Source organism: Phytohabitans houttuyneae (assembly GCF_011764425.1).
Taxonomy (GTDB): Bacteria; Actinomycetota; Actinomycetes; order Mycobacteriales; family Micromonosporaceae; genus Phytohabitans; species Phytohabitans houttuyneae.
In genome coordinates this window covers 4,453,774-4,469,903 of sequence record NZ_BLPF01000001.1, presented here as the reverse complement: position 1 = coordinate 4,469,903, position 16,130 = coordinate 4,453,774, and the positions used below count along the sequence as shown (strand labels likewise).

Sequence of the window (16,130 nt, the reverse complement as noted above, 5' to 3'; positions counted from 1 at the left end):
TCATCGGACCCTGCCCAGAACGGGCGTGGCTAGAGCAGACCACCCCGCCCGGACAGCCACCCTCCGGACGCTGCTGCATCGAATGCGGACGCATCACCGCCCGCGTCTACACCGGAAACGCCCTACCCAATGCCGTAAACACGCCCCTGCCCTGGTGTGCAGGCACCCACTTCCCCAACTCCCGGTAATCCCACTTTCGTCTGTCCAGGAGGGACACCCGCCATGGCTGGCGACACCACGAGTACGCCGCCGTTGTTCCTGCTCGGCACCCATCAGCCGGGCTGGCTGGCCAGGGTCGGCCTGCCGCTATTCGTCGCCGACCCGCGGCTACGCGTCTATAAGACGCTGCCTCGCGCAGCTGCGCCGTGGGCGCTGGACTCCGGTGGTTTCAGCGAGCTACAGAAGTACGGCCGATGGACCGTCACCCCACGCCAGTACATCGCGCGGGTGCGCCGCTACCGCGATGAAGTCGGCCGGCTGCTGTGGGCCGCGCCGCAGGACTGGATGTGCGAGGCCGACGTTATCAACGGCGGGCGGGTCGGACCGGTCGTGTTCGCCGGCACTGGCCTGTCCGTGGGCGAGCATCAGCGGCGCACGGTGCTCAACTACGCGCAACTGCGCGACCTCGCCCCGACCTGCCATTCATTCCGGTCGTGCAAGGCGACACCGTAGACGACTACCTACGGTGCGTAGATCTCTACTGGTCACTGGCCGGCCTCGACCTCACCACGGCGCCGCTGGTGGGCGTGGGGTCGGTCTGCCGCCGGCAGGGCACCGCCGAAGCCGGGCGCATACTGGCCGCCCTGCACACCTGCGGTGTGCGGCGGCTGCACGGGTTCGGGTTCAAGACCCTCGGTCTGATCGCCCACGGCCATTTGCTGACCTCGGCGGATTCCCTGGCCTGGTCAGACACCGCCCGCAAACTTCGCCGTCCCGCCCTGCCCGAATGCGTCCGGGCCGGGCGGCACCGCAACTGCGCTAACTGCCTGAACTACGCCCTGCGTTGGCGGGCCGAACTTCTCGCAGCTGCGCGAACCGCACGGCACCAACCAGCCGCATAACCACACCCGCTTTGTCCAGAAGGGACACCCCGCCATGGCTGGCGACACCACGATCACCGTTATCGGCAATCTGACCGACGAGCCTGAGTTGCGTTTCACCCCGTCCGGTGCGGCCGTCACCCGGTTCCGGATCGCGTCTACCCCGCGCATCTTCGACCGGCAAAGCAGCGAATGGCGGGACGGAGAGCCGCTGTTCCTGTCGTGCTCCGTTTGGCGGCAGCCCGCGGAGAACGTGGCCGAGTCGCTTTCCCGCGGGTCGCGGGTCATCGTGACCGGACGCCTGCGGCAGCGCTCCTACGAGACCCGCGAGGGTGAAAAGCGCACCGTCATCGAGCTGGACGTGGAAGAGGTCGGTCCGTCGCTGCGGTACGCCACCGCGCAGGTCCGCAAGATGGACCGCAGTAACAGTCGCACCGCGACGCCGACCCGTACCGCAGGTTCGACCGGCGATGACCCGTTTTCGGTCGCACCGACCGCGCAGCACAGCGGGTTTGGTGACGACGAGCCGCCGTTCTAGGCCATGACCGAACGCGGCCTGTGGATCGGCGCGACCTACATCACGGGGCGGCCCGTGCCGATCAATGGGCCGGCCCCACACACCTGCGGCAACAGCGTGACAGGACGCATGACCGGCGTGCGTTTCCGCACTGACCGCCGGGACTGCCCGGCCTGCGTCGCCGGTACCAGTGGGGTAAGCCGTCCCAGCCGTCCCAGCCGTCCCAGAGGGGTGTTTTCGCAGGTCAGCCCTGGGACGGCTTTTGTGGGTGGGACGGCTCAAGCCGTCCCAGTGACACCTGGACCCGACCAGCCCATGACCACGTTCGGAGGGGATAGCGACGTGAGTAGTGCTGCGGATTTGTTGGCTTCCGCGGTGGAGTTGGCGCGGCGTGGCTGGCACGTTTTTCCGCTACGGCCTAACGACAAGCGGCCAGCCTTTCCTGACCACACCGTCGAGACGTGTACCGGCCGTGACCCACGCTGCCATCGAGCCGGGGCACACGTCGGGTGGGAACCTCGGGCGACCACCGATCCTGACCGCATTCGCCGCGCTTGGACCGCGGCGCCTTACAACGTCGGGATCGCCTGCGGCCCGTCCGGGCTGGTGGTCATCGACCTCGATGTACGCAAGCCCGGCCAGACGGCGCCACAAGGCTTTGAAGGCTACGGCCATGGTGCCCGTGTGCTGGCCGACCTGTGCTTGCAGGCCGGGCACCCCTACCCGGACGACACGCACGCCGTTACCACTGGCGGGGTGGCACCCACCTGTACTACCAACACCCGCCGGATGGGACGGCGTTGCGTAACACTCGCGGCGGGACCGGGAACGCGCTCGGGTGGCTCATCGACACCCGCGGCCACGGCGGCTATGTGGTCGCCGCGGGCAGCGTCGTCGCCGGCCGGCCGTACCAGGTCGCTCGTGAAATGGCCCCGGCGCCGTTGCCTGACTGGCTGGCGCAACGCCTGCGACCAACCCCACCAGCGCCGTCCGCACCGAGCACCCGGGCGTTACCCGGCGGGCAACACCACGCCTACCTGACCGCGGTCATCGATCGGGAATGTGCGCACGTCACCGCGGCACCCGACCACCACAACGACAACCTCTACATCGCTGCGGTGAACCTCGGCCGGCTCGTCGCCGGTGGCGCGCTCACCCCCGAAGACGCGACACAAGCACTGGAACACGCGGGGGTGGTCGCGGGACTACGGCCGGCCGCGGCCCGCCGCACCATCGCTTCAGGGCTGCGTGCTGGCGCCGCACGACCACGCCAACTGGCCGCCTAGATCCGCGCGAGTGTTCCAGTGCTCCTCACCCGGTGGCTAGTCGGCGCGGTTGCGCCAGTCTCCATCGGTGGCCGGGGTGAACCCTTCCTGGCACAGCATGTCGAGGTCGTACCCGCCGGAGTGGTCAACCAACGTGTGCGAGTCCCACGCCAACTCGATCTCGTGGCGGTTGCGAATCAACCAGTCGTAGTTACGCAGGGCGATGCGCGTCTCGTCGGTCATGCCCGTGACCGTAGCGGCCCCCGCCTTCCCACCACCACTACCACCGTCAATCGGAGAAAGGGATCGCCGCATGACCGGGCCACCCACACCGAACGGAACCGCCATCCTTGACCAGCTACACGACACCCTGACCCGCTACGTCGTGCTGCCCTCACCCGAGGCGACCGACGCTGTAGTGCTGTGGATCGCCGCCACCCACGCGCAACCCGCATGGGCGCACGCGCCGCGGCTGGTCATCCGCGCACCGGAGAAGCGGTGCGGCAAGTCCCGACTCCTGGACGTGGTTGAGGCGACCTGCCGCAACCCGCTCATCACTGTCAACGCGAGTACGGCCGCGGTGTACCGGTCGATCGGCAGCGACGACCCGCCCACGGTGCTGCTCGATGAGGCTGACACCGTTTTCGGGCCGAAAGCAGGGGAGGCCAACGAAGACCTCCGCGGCCTGCTCAACGCCGGACACCAGCGCAACCGGCCGACCATCCGGTGGGACCACGCCCGGCACCGCATCGAGTCCATCCCCACGTTCGCGATGGCCGCGCTCGCCGGGATCGGCGCCATGCCGGACACCATCGAAGACCGGGCCGTGGTCGTGCGGATGCGCCGCCGGGCACCCGGTGAAACCGTCGCCCCGTACCGGCAGCGCCGCGACGGCCCCGCCCTGCGACACCTCGCCGACAGTCTCGACCAATGGCTACGGCCCAACCTGGCCCGGCTCGAACGCGCCGAGCCGGACATGCCGCTAGAAGATCGGGCCGCGGACACGTGGGAACCGCTCATCGCGGTCGCTGACCTCGCCGGAGACGGGTGGCCCGATCGGGGCCGGCACGCCGCGGAAACCCTGACCGCCGAACGGGACGGCGACAGCGCATCATCCGACCGCATCCAACTACTCACCGACTGCCGCGCCGTGTTCGGTGACCTCGACGCCATCCCTACATCAGTGCTGCTCGAACGGCTCAAAGCCGACCCCGAGGCACCGTGGGTGGACTACAGCGGGACCGGGCTGACCGCGATGCGGCTTGGCACGCTGCTTCGTGAGTACGGCATCGCCTCCCAGAACATCCGATTCGGACCGCCGCACGGGCAGGCCAAGGGCTACCGCCGCGACGACTTCACCGACGCGTGGCACCGTTACTGCCCGGCACCCGGGCCGGTACCCGAGTACACCGCGGCGGTCCGGCACCTCCGGTCGGTGCCCGGCCCGCACCTGCCCGGCCTCGATGAGATGCCCCCGCCCCCGGCGAAACCGCCGCTGGGACGGCTTAAGCCGTCCCGCCCACAAAAGCCGTCCCAGGGCTGACCTGCGAAAACACCCTTCTGGGACGGCTGGGACGGCTGGGACGGCTTACCCCCACCCAACCGAGACGCGATCCCGGCAAGCCGATCATCACCCACCCAAACGGCCCACTGAGAGCCACGCAGAGACATCCGCGCATGGCTCTACCCTCGCCTGCCTCAGATCTTGGCTCTACGGCGCTCTCAGCGGGCCGTTCTGCGGTTCTCTGTGCAACCCCTTCCCGCACCCGGCTTCTGAGACCCGTCACGCCCGATCGGGCTTCAGAGCCGCCTACACCGCTCCGCACGCCCTATCCCTCAGCAACCGCTACCGGGGAGAGACATGCCTACGGACGCCACGCCACTCGTCCTGACCATCGAGCAAGCGGCACAGCGACTCGGCATCGGCCGGACGCTCATGTACGCGCTCGTTACCAGCGGCGAAGTCGAATCCGTCACCATCGGCCGACTCCGCCGCATCCCAGCCGACTGCATAACCGAATACGTCAACCGACTCCGCCAACAGAACGCCACACTTCCCGCCGCCGCCTGAAAGGACAGTGCCGAATGCCACGCAAGCCCAACGGCGCATCAAGCATCTACCAGGGCAGCGACGGATCATGGCATGGCCGCGTAACCATCGGCATACGCGACGACGGAAAACCAGACCGCCGCCATGTGCGCGGCAAGACTGAGGCGACCGTTACCCGCAAGGTCCGGGCGCTCGAACGTGACCGCGACAACGGAAACGTTCGCAAGCCCGGCGAGAATTGGACCGTGGCGAAATGGCTCACGCACTGGCTAGAAAACATCGCCACACCGAACGTCCGGGAAAACACGGCCGCGGGCTACCGGGTAGCAGTCAACGTGCACCTCATCCCGGGCATTGGAGCACACCGGCTGGAAAAGCTCACGGCTGAGCACATCGAGAAGCTAACCCGCAAAATGCAGGCGAACGGTAGCGCCGCAGCGACCGCACATCAGGCGCACCGCACGCTGCGGACCGCGCTCAATGAGGCAATGCGGCGAGGCCACATCACTAAGAATCCCGCAAGCCTCGCCAAGCCGCCGCGGCTCGATGACACAGAGGTCGAACCGTACACCGTGGAAGAAGTGCAACGAATTCTCATCGCGGTAGGCGAGCGGCGCAACGGCGCACGATGGGCACTCGCACTCGCACTCGGGTTACGGCAAGGTGAGGCCCTAGGACTGAAATGGTCCGACGTAGACCTCGAAAACGGAACGCTTATCGTCCGCCGGTCGCGACTGCGCCCACGGTGGCAGCACGGGTGCAGCAAGCCCTGCGGCCGCAAGATGGGCGGGCACTGTCCCGACCGGCGACCGCTACGCGACGAGGCTGCCGACACGAAGTCACGGGCAGGCCGGCGGCGGATCGGACTTCCGGATCAAGTCGTCTCGCTGCTACAGCAACACAAACGCGTGCAGGATGCGGAACGGACTAAGGCCGCTCAATTGTGGACCGAAGACGGTTGGGTATTCACCACACCGACCGGCGGACCGCTGAACCCGCGCACCGACTACACCGAATGGAAGCGGCTACTCAAAGCGGCGGGATTGCGGGACGCCCGACTGCACGACGCACGCCACACCGCCGCGACCGTACTGCTCGTGTTGAAGGTCGCGGAACGGGCCGTGATGGGCATCATGGGATGGTCCGACTCTGGAATGACCAAGCGCTACCAGCACCTGACCGGGCAAGTACGCCGCGACGTCGCGGAACGGGTCGGTGGGCTGCTCTGGCAACCACCCGCCGCCGACCGGACCGAGCCGGATGACGGAGCCGCTGGAGTGCTCGTACCGGCCAACTGAGACCGAAACTGAGACCGGACGGAGAAACGCCCGGCGCCTCACGGAGAGTCGCCGGGCGTTTGCCCTGCTAGATGGCGGTGGCGGCGGGATTTGAACCCGCGGAGGGCTTGCACCCTCACACGCTTTCGAGGCGTGCTCCTTAGGCCACTCGGACACACCACCGCCGAGAAGGGTACCTGACCCGCGGGGCTCGCCTCGGGGCGGCATGCCGCCTGGCAGGATCGCAGGCATGAGTACGCACATCGGCGCCAAGCCGGGCGAGATCGCGGAGCGGGTCCTGATGCCGGGCGACCCGCTGCGGGCCAAGTGGATCGCGGAGCACTACCTCGAGGACGCCAAGTGCTACTCGACGGTCCGCAGCATGTTCGGCTTCACCGGGACGTACCAGGGTGTCCGCCTGTCGGTGCAGGGCTCGGGCATGGGCATGCCGTCCGCGTCGATCTACGCCCACGAGCTGATCAACGACTACGGCGTGAACACCCTGATCCGCGTCGGCTCGTGCGGGGCGCTCACCGAGTCGCTCAAGCTGCGTGACGTGGTCGCCGCCATCGGCTCGGCCACCGACTCGAACATGAACCGCGCCCGCTTCGACGGCCTCATCGACTACGCGCCGGTGGCGGACTTCGGGCTGCTGCGCACGTCCGTCGAGGTCGCCGAGCGCCGTGGCATCCAGATGCGCGTCGGCCCGATCCTCGCCGCCGACGCCTTCTACACCGACCGCCCCGACCTCTACGACCGCCTGGCCGACTACGGCGTGCTGGCCGTGGAGATGGAGTCGGCCGCGCTCTACACGATCGCCGCGAGGTTCAAGGCGCGCGCCCTGACAATCCTGACGGTGAGCGACCACATGAAGACCGGCGAACGCACGACCGCCGAGGAGCGCGAGCGCACGTTCGCCGAGATGGTCGAGATCGCCCTCGACACCGCCATCGCCTAAACCGCTGAGCCTTTGCACGTTGATCAGGGAGTTCGTGCAGCGAATCGCCGACCGACACGCCCACCAACTCCCTGATCAACCGCCCGAGCCCGAGGGGCAACCAGCGCGAGCCCGAGGGGGCAACAAGGGCTACGGGGTGGAGAGGGCCTCCGTGGGGGACAGGTGGCTGGCGCGGACCGCGGGGTACACGCCGGCCAGGGCGCCGATCAGCAACGTGGCTGCCAGGGCACCCGCCATGGCCCACGCCGGGACTTCGGTGGGCCAGGACTGGGTGGCGGTGTAGAGGGTTGTGACGGCTATGCCCAGCAGTACCCCGGCCAGGCCGCCCAGTGCGGACAGCAACAGCGACTCGGCCAGAAACTGGGTGCGGATCTGGCCCCTCGTGGCGCCCAGCGACCGCCGCAGCCCGATCTCGGCGCGGCGTTCCAGCACGGATATGACCATCGTGTTGGCGACGCCGACGCCGCCGACCAGGAGGGCGACCGCCCCAAGGCCGAGCAGGAGGCCGTTCAGCGCCTCGTCGGTGGCCTGCTTCGCGGCCAGCGCGTCCGAAGGTCGGGAGACCTTGACCTCGTTCGGGTTTTCCGGGTTGGCGGTGGCGGCCAGCACGCCCTGCACCGCCTCCACCGACGACTCGGCCGCCCGCGTGTACACCGTCGTCGCGTAGCCGTCGAAGCCCAGCTCCGCCGCGGCCACCGGCCAGCCGACCAGCGCGGCCGTGTCCAGCTCCGCGGCGAGCGGCACCGGCTGGAGCACGCCGACCACGGTGAACCACTGCCCGCCCAGCCACACCTGCACCGACGGGCCGGCCAGGGCCACGCCCAGGCGGTCGGCCGCGGTGGCGCCGAGCACGACGGCCGGGTAGCGAGCCGTCAGCTCGTTGAGCCACGCGCCGCTGGCGACCGTGGCGCCGACCGTCGCCGGCAGGTCCGTGCGCGCCGCGCGCACCGCGATCCCGCCCGACTGGGTGGTTGGGATCTTGTCGGTGCGGTACACCTGCGCGTCCACGTTGCCGGTGGCGCTCACCGACTCCACGGGCGCGATGCGGTCGATCATCTCGATCGCCTCGTCGGGCAGGTGCGAGTCCTCGCCGAAGAACGTCTGCCCCGGACCGACCGTGAGCAGGTTGGTGCCGAGCCGGTCAAGCGTGCGGTCGAGTTCGGCCCGCGACGACGTGGAGATGCCCACCACCGAGAGCATGGCCGCGATGCCGATGGCGATGCCCAGCGCGGACAGGAACACGCGCAGCGGCCGCGCCCTCAACCCCGCCGCGCCCACGCGCAGTACGTCCGCGAAGGCCAGCCGCGCCGGCTTCATGACCGCACCTGCCCGTCGCGCATGGCCACCTGCCGCGGCAGCGACGCGGCGATGTCGCGGTCGTGGGTGATGACCACCACTGTGGTACCGGCGGTGTGCAGCTCGTGCAGCAGCTCCATCACGCTCGCGCCGGAGGCGGAGTCGAGATTGCCGGTCGGCTCGTCGGCCAGCAGCACCGCCGGCTCACCCACGACGGCCCGCGCGATGGCCACCCGCTGCCGTTCGCCGCCGGAGAGCTCGTGCGGCTCGTGGCTCATCCGGTGCCCCAGCCCGACGCGCTCCAGTGCGGCCGCGGCCCGGCGGCGCCGTTCGCCGATGCGGGCGCCGCTGTAGAGGAGGCCGTCGGCGACGTTGTCGAGCGCCGGTACCCCCGCCGCCAGGTGAAACTGCTGGAAGACGAAGCCGATCCGGGTCGCGCGCAGAGCCGACAGCGAACGGTCGGACAGCGCCGACACCTCGTACCCGTCGATCCGCACCGTCCCCGACGACGGGCGGTCGAGGGTACCGATCAGGTTGAGCATTGTGGATTTTCCGGACCCGGATGGTCCGACGATCGCGACGAGCTCGCCGGCGCCGATCGAGAGCGACACATCGCGGACCGCCGCGACGCCGCCGGGATAGACCTTGGACACCGCCGCGAGCGCGATCATTTGGGTACCCCCACGAGCATCCCCTCGGCCACGCCGTCGCCGGAGATCTCGACCTTCCCGCCGGCGAACATGCCGGTCTCCACCGCGACGTACCGCGTGGTGCTCCCCTCGACGACCTGCAGGCCGTACCCTCCCTCGGCCAGCGCGACAAGCGCGTTGAGCGGCACCGTGAGCACGTTTTCCCGCTTGTCGGACTCGATGATCACGTCCACCGGAGCCTGGTCGAGCGTGCCGAGCTTCTGCTGGTCGCCGACCGTGACAACGACCTCGATCGTGGTGGTCTCCGCGGAAACGACGGCGACGGTGCCGACCTCGGCAACGGTGCCGGCGACCTGGTCACCGCCCGGCAGCTCGACCGTGGCCGCCAGACCCTTCTTGACCAGCTGCTGCTTGTCGACCTCAAGGGCGACGGTGACGATGCGCGTCGTGCCGGTCCAGGTCAGCACCGGTCCATTTGCCGGGTCACCCGCCGCCAGCTTCAGCGTGGCCACGCGGATCTGGCCCGGCGCCACGACGACCTGCCCGGGCGTGACGGTCCCGGTCTCCGGAAGGCCGAGGTCCTCCTGCCACCGCTCGACCGCGTCCGCCGTGGCCGGCGTGTACTCGTCGTCCACAGTGAACCCTTGGTAGCCGAGCGCGGCCAGGTTCTTTTCCACCTCGGCGACATCCGGGCCGGACACGTCCGCCGTGAGCGGGCGGTAGAGCGGCATCGCGCCATAGAGGAGTACGACGGGATCGTCGTCCACTTTGTACACGGGCTTGCCGCGCGTGATGGTCGCGCCCTCGGCCGGCACCCAGGTGAGTGTGCCGCCGGCGCCCTTGACCGCGACCGGATCGCCGTACCCGAGGGTGCCGTCCACCGTCTCGGTCTGGATGAGCGTGCCGCGGTCGACCTTCACGGTCGCCGGCGGGAGCGCGCTGCGCGGCGGCGTGGAGGCGTCCGCGCCCCCGAAGCCCACCGCCGCCGCGGCGCCCGAGGCGACGACCAGCGCGGCGCCCCCGGCGAGCAGCACGGTGCGACCCCTCACTGGCCACCGCCCTGGCCGCGGAACGTGAACTTGTCCTGGCACGCCTCCATCGCCGCCTTGAACGTCGGGTCGTCGGGGTCGAACGGCAGCTCGCCACCGAGCCCGAGGAAGCCGCCGGTGTTGGGGTCGGGGTCGGGCATGTCGATGCCGTTTTCACGCATGCAGGCGGCCCACTCGCGCAGTTGCTCCTGCTGGGCAGGGTCGAGCTCGGCCCGCTCGCCGCCGTTGGGCGAGAGGTCGCGGCAGGCTTCGTACGCCTTCTTCCCGGCGCCGGAGATGAGCTTCTCGCGGTCGAAGTCCTGGTTCAGGATCTGCCCGTCCGGGCCCGGGTCGGGAAAGTCGGGTATTCCGTTGTCCCGCATGCACTGGGCGAACTTGCGCCCCTGCTCCGGGTCGGCGCTCGTCGACGGGCTCGCGGAGGCGCTGCCGCCAGCGGTGGGCACCCCGCCCTCTTCCGATCCACCGCCACACCCGGACGCGAAGGCCAGCGCCGCGATGGCGAACGCCAGGCCGGTACGCAATCTCATGGATATCTCCCTCATCGAAGGCAACACGGGGAGTGAACCGAGAAGGCGGTAACCCGGGCATAACCCGACGAGTTAACGCCGGCGTTATCCGGCCCTGGGTGACCATGGGGTGGTGCGGATCCTGGTGGTCGAGGACGAGAAGATGCTGGCCGAGGCGGTCGCCGAGTGGCTGCGGCGCGAGGCGTTCGCGGTCGACGTGGTGTATGACGGCGCGGCCGCCCTGGAGCGCCTGCCGGTGAACGAGTACGACGTGGTGGTACTCGATCGGGATCTTCCGCTCGTGCACGGCGACGACGTCTGCCGCGCGATCACCGCGAGTGGCGCGGCGGCCCGCGTGCTCATGCTCACCGCCGCCACCGGCGTGCGCGACCGGGTCGCGGGCCTGGGCATCGGGGCCGACGACTACCTGACGAAGCCGTTCGCGTTCGCCGAGCTCTCCGCCCGGGTGCACGCGCTGGGCCGGCGGGCCCGCCCGGCCGCGCCGCCCGTGCTGGAGCGCGCCGGCATCCGCCTCGACCCGGCCCGCCGCGAGGTGTTCCGGGATGGGCGGTTCGTGCCGCTGGCCAACAAGGAGTTCGCGGTGCTCAGCGAGCTGATGCGGGCCGGCGGGGCGGTGGTGTCGGCGGAGCAGCTGCTGGAAAAGGCGTGGGACGAAAACATCGACCCGTTCACAAACGTCGTGCGGGTCACCGTGATGAAGCTGCGCCGCAAGCTGGGTGATCCGCAGGTCGTGGAGACCGTGCCGGGAGTGGGGTACCGAGTGCCATGAACCGCTGGACGATCCGGGTGCGGCTGACCGTGCTCTACGGCGGCCTGTTCTTCCTGGCCGGGGCGGTGCTGCTGGGCGTGACGTACCTGCTGATGGCGCAGCGCCTGGACCGCAGCCTCAACGACCCGACCGACCTCGCCCTCCGCAACGACAGGCTCATGGAGATCCTGCAAAACCGGCAGATCGCCGTCGAGGCGCTGGAGGACGCGCGGGCCGAGCGGGAGCGCCTCCGCCAGGACGCGCTCGACTCGCTGCTCACCCAGGGCGGGATCGCGCTGGTGGGGGTCGGCGTCGTGGCGGGTGCGTTCGGGTGGCTGGTGGCCGGGCGGGCGCTCCAGCCGTTGCAGCGGATCACCGACACCGCCCGCCGCATCGCCGGCGCGGACGGCGCGCGCACCGGGCTGCACGAGCGGATCGTGCTGGACGGGCCGCGCGACGAGGTCAAGGAGCTGGCGGACACGTTCAACGTGATGCTGGAACGGCTGGACCGCTCCTTCGACGGGCAGCGCCGCTTCGTCGCCAACGCCTCGCACGAGCTGCGTACCCCGCTCGCCCTCAACCGTGCCCTCGTGGAGCTCGCCGTCACGCGGCCCGGTGCCGTCGCCGAGACCAAGCAGCTCGGCGAGTCGCTGCTGACCGTCAACGAGCGCCACGAGCGGCTCATCGACGGCCTGCTCACGCTCGCCGACGCGGAGCAGGAGGTGGCCGAGCGCTCCCCCGTGGACCTGTCCGAGGTGGCCGGCTTCGTGCTCGACCAGAGCAAGGCACCCGAGCTGAAGGTGGTGCGGCAGCTCGCGCCGGCACCCACCCGCGGCGACCCGATCCTGCTGGAGCGGCTTGTGCAGAACCTCGTCGAGAACGCCGCCCGCCACAACTCGCCCGGCGGCTGGCTGGCCGTCACCACCCACGCGGTGAACGGGTGGGCCGTGCTCACCGTCAGCAACACGGGCGCTGTCGTACCGGCGTACGAGATCGAGTCTCTCTTCCAGCCGTTCCGGCGGCTCAACCGCGAGCGGGTGGACGGCGGACGCGGCTTCGGCCTGGGCCTGTCGATCGTCCGTGCGGTGGCGACCGCGCACGGCGGCACGGCGCAGGCGGTACCGCGGGAGGGCGGCGGCCTTGTCGTCACCGTCGCCCTCCCGCAGCGCGCCTGACCTACGGGGCCGCCAGCGCCTCGGTGGGCGAGAGGCGGGCCGCCCGCACCGCCGGGTACAGACCGGCGATCGCGCCGATGACCAGCGTGGCCAGCACCCCGCCGGCGGTGGCCACCGGCGGCACCACGGCAGGCCACGCCTGAGTCGCCGCGTAGATCGCGGTCACCCCGACGCCCAGCGTCACGCCGCCCAGCCCGCCCAGCGCGGACAGCAGCAGCGACTCGGCCAGAAACTGGGTGCGGATCTGGCCCCTCGTGGCGCCCAGCGACCGCCGCAGCCCGATCTCGGCGCGCCGTTCGAGCACGGAGATGACCATCGTGTTGGCCACGCCCACGCCGCCAACCAGCAGCGCCACCGCGCCGAGGCCGAGCAGCAGCGCGTTGAGCGTGGCGTCGGTGGCCCGTTGCGCCTCCAGCGCGTCGGACGGGCGGGAGACCTGTACCTCGTTCGGCTGCTCAGGGTTTGCCGTCGCGGCGAGCACCGCGCGCACGTCCTCGACCGCCGACTCCCGCGACCGCGTGTAGATCATCGTCGGGTGACCGTCGAAGGCCAGGTACTCCTCCGCCGCCGGCCAACCCACCATCGCCGACTGGTCCAGCTCGGGTGCGAGCTGCCCGGGCCGCAGGATGCCGACCACGCTGAACCACTTGCCGCCCAGCCACACCCGTACGCCCGGCGCGCGGATGTCCAGCCGGCGCGCGGCGGCCGCGCCGAGCACCACGCCCGGGTACTCGGACGTGGCGGCGGTGAGCCACGAGCCGGTCGCCACCTCGACCGCGACGGTGTCGAGCAGGTCCGGCTGGGCGGCCACGACCGCGATACTGCCGGTCTGTCCGCGCGGGATGTGGTCGTTGCGGTACACGGCCACGTCCGGCACCCGACCCACCGCGCTCACGGACTCCACCGGCCCGATCCGGGCCACCATCGCCAACGACTCCTTGGGCAGGCGGGAGTCCTCACCGAAGAGCGTCTGGCCGGGGCCGACGGTCAGCAGGTTGGTGCCCAGCCGGTCGAGCGTGCGGTCAAGCTCAGCGCGGGACGACGACGAGATGCCGACCACGGAGATCATCGCGGCGATACCGATCGCGATGCCCAGCGCGGACAGAAACACCCGCAGCGGCCGGGTACGCAGCCCGGCGGCACCGACGCGCACCACGTCGGCGGGGCTGAGACGCGCCGCCTTCACGGCACGATCCTTCCGTCGCGCATGTGCACCTGCCGTGGCAGCGCGGCCGCGATGTCGCGGTCATGCGTGATCACCACGACCGTGGTACCGGTCTCGTGCAGGTCGCGGAGGACCGTCATCACCGCGGCGCCCGAGGCCGAGTCGAGGTTGCCGGTCGGCTCGTCGGCGAGCAGCAGCGCCGGCTCGCCCACGACCGCCCGCGCGATCGCCACCCGCTGCTTCTCGCCGCCCGACAGCTCATGCGGCCGGTGGTCGAGCCGGTGCGCGAGGCCGACCCGCTCCAGCGCCGACCGGGCGTGCCGCCGCCGCTTGCGCAGCGGCACGCCGGCGTAGAGCAGGCCGTCGGCCACGTTGTCCACCGCGGGCACGCCGGCCGCGAGGTGAAACTGCTGAAAGACAAAACCGATGCGGTACGTACGCAGCGCCGACACCTGCCGGTCGGACAGCCCCGCGATGTCGTGGCCATCGATGCGCACCTGCCCGGAGCTGGGCCGGTCGAGCGTGCCGATCACGTGCAGCATCGTCGACTTGCCCGACCCCGAGGGCCCGACGATAGCCACCATCTCGCCCGGCGCGATGCCGAGCGAGACGCCGTCGAGCGCGGTCACCCCGCCCGGATACACCTTGGATACCCCGTCCAGCTCGATCATTCCGGGCCCCGGCGGAAACGTGGAGCGAAGCGGAGCGTTTTCGTTGGGTGGTTCATTTTGGTAGGCCGACCGTCATGCCTTCGGCGACCCCGCCGCCGCTGACCTCGACCCGCCCATCGGCGAAAAGCCCCGCCTCGACGGCGATGTACCTGGTGGCGCCGCCGTCGACGACCTCCAGGCCGTACCCGCCCTCGGCGAGCGCGAGCAGCGCGGCCACCGGCACGGTCAGCACGTCCTCGCGCTTGTCGGCCACGTACGCGACGTCGACCGGCGTCTGCTGGAGCGACCCGAGTGCCCACTGGTCCGCGACCGTCACGATCACCTCGATCTGGGCACTGTCCGTGCCGGTCGACCCGGGCGGCTGGTCATCGCTGTCGTCCCCGGTTGCGACGGTGCCCACCGACGCCACCTTGCCGGTGACCTCCTTGCTGTCCGGCAACGTGACGGTGACGGTGGCGCCCTTGACCGCCCACGCCGCCTCGCCCGCGTCCACCGGGACGGTGACGACGCGGGTGGTGCCGGTGTACGTGTACACCTCGCCGCCGGCAGGTGAACCCACCCGCGCGGTCAGCTCGGCCACGCGCACAGCGCCGGGCGCGACAACGACCAGGGACGCGTCGACAGTGCCGGTCTCGGTGACGCCGAGGTCGTCCTGCCACCGCTTGACCGCGTTCGCCGTCGAGCTCGTGTACTCGTCGTCGACCGTGAACCCGGTGTACCCCAGCGCCCGCAGGTTGCTCTCGAGCTGCTTGACGTCCGCGCCCTCCACGCCCGCGGCGAGGGGCCGGTAGATCGGCAACGCGCCGTACAGCAGTACGACCGGCAGCTCGTCAGCGCGTAGCAGCGTCCCGCCGCGCGCAATCGCGGCGCCGACGGCGGGTAACCAGGTCACGGTCCCTTGGGCGTGCGACGCCAGCGGTACCGGATCGCCGTGGCTCAGCTCTCCCTGGACGGTGGTGGCCTGTACGAGCGTCTGCCTGGTCACCTGGGTGGTCGTTGCCGGCAGCGCGGCCGGCTCGTCCGTGCCGTCCGCCCGGCCGCCCCGAGTCCGGCGGCAGCCAAGCCCGCCGCCGCGACTGCGACAAACGCCACGCCGGAGAAGATCACTCCGCGCTTCACTTACCGCCACCCTTCTGGATCTCCGGCAGCTTGTCCCGGCACTTTTCGTCGACCTCGCCGACCTTGTCCTTGCTGACCCCGGCCTCCCGCAGGCTGTCGCCGGAGAACTGGCCGGTCTCGGGATCGGGATCGGGGAACGTGGGCAGGCCGTTTTCGCGCATGCAGACGGCGTACTCGCGCAGCTTCTCCAGGTCCGCGGCCGACGGCTTCGGCGGTTCTCCCCCGTTCGGGAGGTACTTGCGGCACTTCTCCATCGCCTGCCGCGTCTGCTGCTTGTCGCCCCGGACCGCCACGCCCTCACCAGGGCCCTTGGCGTCGTCGATGTCGACTCCTTCGTCGCGCATGCACTGCGTGAACTGCCGTTTGCGCTCCTCCTCGTCGGCCGCGGGCGCGCTCGGATCGGGGCTGGCCGAGGCGCTCGCGTTGTTGCCGACGGTCGCGACGCCTGGTCCCTCCTCCGCGTTTCCGGAGCACGCGGCGAGCGCGGCGAGCAGCAGCAGGGGTACGGCGATGAGCGTCCTTCTCATCTCGGCACACTCCTCTCTGTCACTGCGGATCCCACCGTGCGGGCCGTAAGACGGTCATCAGCGCGAATGCTTATGGCCGCCTTATCCGGGGGCCGG

The 16,130-nt window shown here is 70.4% G+C and carries 18 protein-coding genes, 1 tRNA gene and 1 pseudogene; 10 read left to right on the top strand and 10 right to left on the bottom strand.

Features of this window, described 5'->3' with window-relative positions; genetic code table 11:
* Nucleotides 1-222 precede the first annotated feature (222 nt).
* The 4 genes and pseudogenes from Phou_RS52810 (at nucleotide 223) to Phou_RS20625 (ending at nucleotide 2,843) form a co-directional block, all read left to right on the top strand.
* Nucleotides 223-672, top strand: a complete 450-nt coding sequence (locus Phou_RS52810; protein ID WP_246273639.1) for a deazapurine DNA modification protein DpdA family protein — start codon at nucleotides 223-225, stop codon at nucleotides 670-672.
* A complete protein-coding gene (locus tag Phou_RS52805) occupies nucleotides 654-1,061 on the top strand; it encodes a deazapurine DNA modification protein DpdA family protein (RefSeq protein ID WP_246273638.1) in 408 nt (135 codons plus the stop codon). Before Phou_RS52810 ends, Phou_RS52805 begins: the two co-directional genes overlap by 19 nt.
* Nucleotides 1,062-1,095: 34 nt before the next feature.
* A complete protein-coding gene (locus tag Phou_RS20630; RefSeq protein WP_173057516.1) occupies nucleotides 1,096-1,578 on the top strand; it encodes a single-stranded DNA-binding protein in 483 nt (160 codons plus the stop codon).
* A 3-nt stretch (nucleotides 1,579-1,581) separates the two neighbouring features.
* Nucleotides 1,582-2,843: pseudogene (locus Phou_RS20625) on the top strand (bifunctional DNA primase/polymerase).
* 36 nt (nucleotides 2,844-2,879) lie between these two features.
* Here Phou_RS20625 and Phou_RS20620 read toward each other — a convergent pair.
* Complete coding sequence (locus Phou_RS20620; RefSeq protein WP_173057515.1) at nucleotides 2,880-3,065, bottom strand: hypothetical protein; 186 nt, start codon at nucleotides 3,063-3,065, stop codon at nucleotides 2,880-2,882.
* A 70-nt stretch (nucleotides 3,066-3,135) separates the two neighbouring features.
* On the opposite strand from Phou_RS20620, the gene Phou_RS20615 reads away from it, so the two are divergent.
* The 3 genes from Phou_RS20615 (at nucleotide 3,136) to Phou_RS20605 (ending at nucleotide 6,170) form a co-directional block, all read left to right on the top strand.
* Nucleotides 3,136-4,365, top strand: coding sequence for a DUF3631 domain-containing protein (locus Phou_RS20615; protein ID WP_173057514.1), 1,230 nt, complete (start codon nucleotides 3,136-3,138; stop codon nucleotides 4,363-4,365).
* Nucleotides 4,366-4,683: 318 nt separating this feature from the next.
* Nucleotides 4,684-4,893, top strand: a complete 210-nt coding sequence (locus Phou_RS20610) for a helix-turn-helix domain-containing protein (RefSeq protein ID WP_173057513.1) — start codon at nucleotides 4,684-4,686, stop codon at nucleotides 4,891-4,893.
* A 14-nt stretch (nucleotides 4,894-4,907) separates the two neighbouring features.
* Nucleotides 4,908-6,170 (top strand): tyrosine-type recombinase/integrase, encoded by a 1,263-nt coding sequence (locus Phou_RS20605; RefSeq protein WP_173057512.1) that lies wholly within the window; start codon nucleotides 4,908-4,910, stop codon nucleotides 6,168-6,170.
* Nucleotides 6,171-6,242: 72 nt separating this feature from the next.
* Here Phou_RS20605 and Phou_RS20600 read toward each other — a convergent pair.
* Nucleotides 6,243-6,332, bottom strand: a tRNA-Ser gene (locus Phou_RS20600).
* Between the two features lie 67 nt (nucleotides 6,333-6,399).
* Between Phou_RS20600 and deoD the strand changes: the two genes are divergently transcribed.
* Nucleotides 6,400-7,107, top strand: a complete 708-nt coding sequence (gene deoD / locus Phou_RS20595; RefSeq protein WP_173057511.1) for a purine-nucleoside phosphorylase — start codon at nucleotides 6,400-6,402, stop codon at nucleotides 7,105-7,107.
* 129 nt (nucleotides 7,108-7,236) lie between these two features.
* Here deoD and Phou_RS20590 read toward each other — a convergent pair whose 3' ends face one another.
* The 4 genes from Phou_RS20590 to Phou_RS20575 are packed head-to-tail and all read right to left on the bottom strand — an operon-like array spanning nucleotide 7,237 to nucleotide 10,629.
* On the bottom strand, nucleotides 7,237-8,424 hold the full coding sequence (locus Phou_RS20590; protein WP_173057510.1) for an ABC transporter permease: 1,188 nt from the start codon (nucleotides 8,422-8,424) through the stop codon (nucleotides 7,237-7,239).
* Nucleotides 8,421-9,074, bottom strand: coding sequence for an ABC transporter ATP-binding protein (locus Phou_RS20585; protein WP_173057509.1), 654 nt, complete (start codon nucleotides 9,072-9,074; stop codon nucleotides 8,421-8,423). The genes Phou_RS20590 and Phou_RS20585 overlap by 4 nt, the downstream gene beginning before the upstream one ends.
* The gene (locus Phou_RS20580) at nucleotides 9,071-10,102 is read right to left on the bottom strand and encodes a peptidoglycan-binding protein (RefSeq protein ID WP_173057508.1); all 1,032 of its coding nucleotides are present in this window, start codon (nucleotides 10,100-10,102) and stop codon (nucleotides 9,071-9,073) included. Before Phou_RS20580 ends, Phou_RS20585 begins: the two co-directional genes overlap by 4 nt.
* Nucleotides 10,099-10,629, bottom strand: coding sequence for a hypothetical protein (locus Phou_RS20575; RefSeq protein WP_173057507.1), 531 nt, complete (start codon nucleotides 10,627-10,629; stop codon nucleotides 10,099-10,101). Before Phou_RS20575 ends, Phou_RS20580 begins: the two co-directional genes overlap by 4 nt.
* 112 nt (nucleotides 10,630-10,741) lie before the next feature.
* Here Phou_RS20575 and Phou_RS20570 point away from each other — a divergent pair, with 112 nt between their 5' ends.
* Together Phou_RS20570 and Phou_RS20565 are read left to right on the top strand one after the other, a co-directional pair.
* A complete protein-coding gene (locus Phou_RS20570) occupies nucleotides 10,742-11,398 on the top strand; it encodes a response regulator transcription factor (protein ID WP_173057506.1) in 657 nt (218 codons plus the stop codon).
* The gene (locus tag Phou_RS20565; RefSeq protein ID WP_173057505.1) at nucleotides 11,395-12,552 is read left to right on the top strand and encodes a sensor histidine kinase; all 1,158 of its coding nucleotides are present in this window, start codon (nucleotides 11,395-11,397) and stop codon (nucleotides 12,550-12,552) included. Before Phou_RS20570 ends, Phou_RS20565 begins: the two co-directional genes overlap by 4 nt.
* 1 nt (nucleotide 12,553) lies before the next feature.
* Here the strand turns inward: Phou_RS20565 and Phou_RS20560 are convergent, their stop codons facing one another.
* From Phou_RS20560 to Phou_RS20545, 4 genes are all read right to left on the bottom strand, one after another.
* Entirely contained in the window at nucleotides 12,554-13,738 is a 1,185-nt protein-coding gene (locus Phou_RS20560) for an ABC transporter permease (RefSeq protein WP_218579061.1), read from the bottom strand.
* Entirely contained in the window at nucleotides 13,735-14,388 is a 654-nt protein-coding gene (locus Phou_RS20555; RefSeq protein WP_173057504.1) for an ABC transporter ATP-binding protein, read from the bottom strand. Before Phou_RS20555 ends, Phou_RS20560 begins: the two co-directional genes overlap by 4 nt.
* A gap of 52 nt (nucleotides 14,389-14,440) precedes the next feature.
* Nucleotides 14,441-15,373: a peptidoglycan-binding protein gene (locus Phou_RS20550; RefSeq protein WP_246273637.1), complete on the bottom strand. Its 933-nt coding sequence runs from the start codon at nucleotides 15,371-15,373 to the stop codon at nucleotides 14,441-14,443.
* Between the two features lie 130 nt (nucleotides 15,374-15,503).
* Entirely contained in the window at nucleotides 15,504-16,034 is a 531-nt protein-coding gene (locus tag Phou_RS20545; RefSeq protein ID WP_173057503.1) for a hypothetical protein, read from the bottom strand.
* Nucleotides 16,035-16,130: the final 96 nt, after the last annotated feature.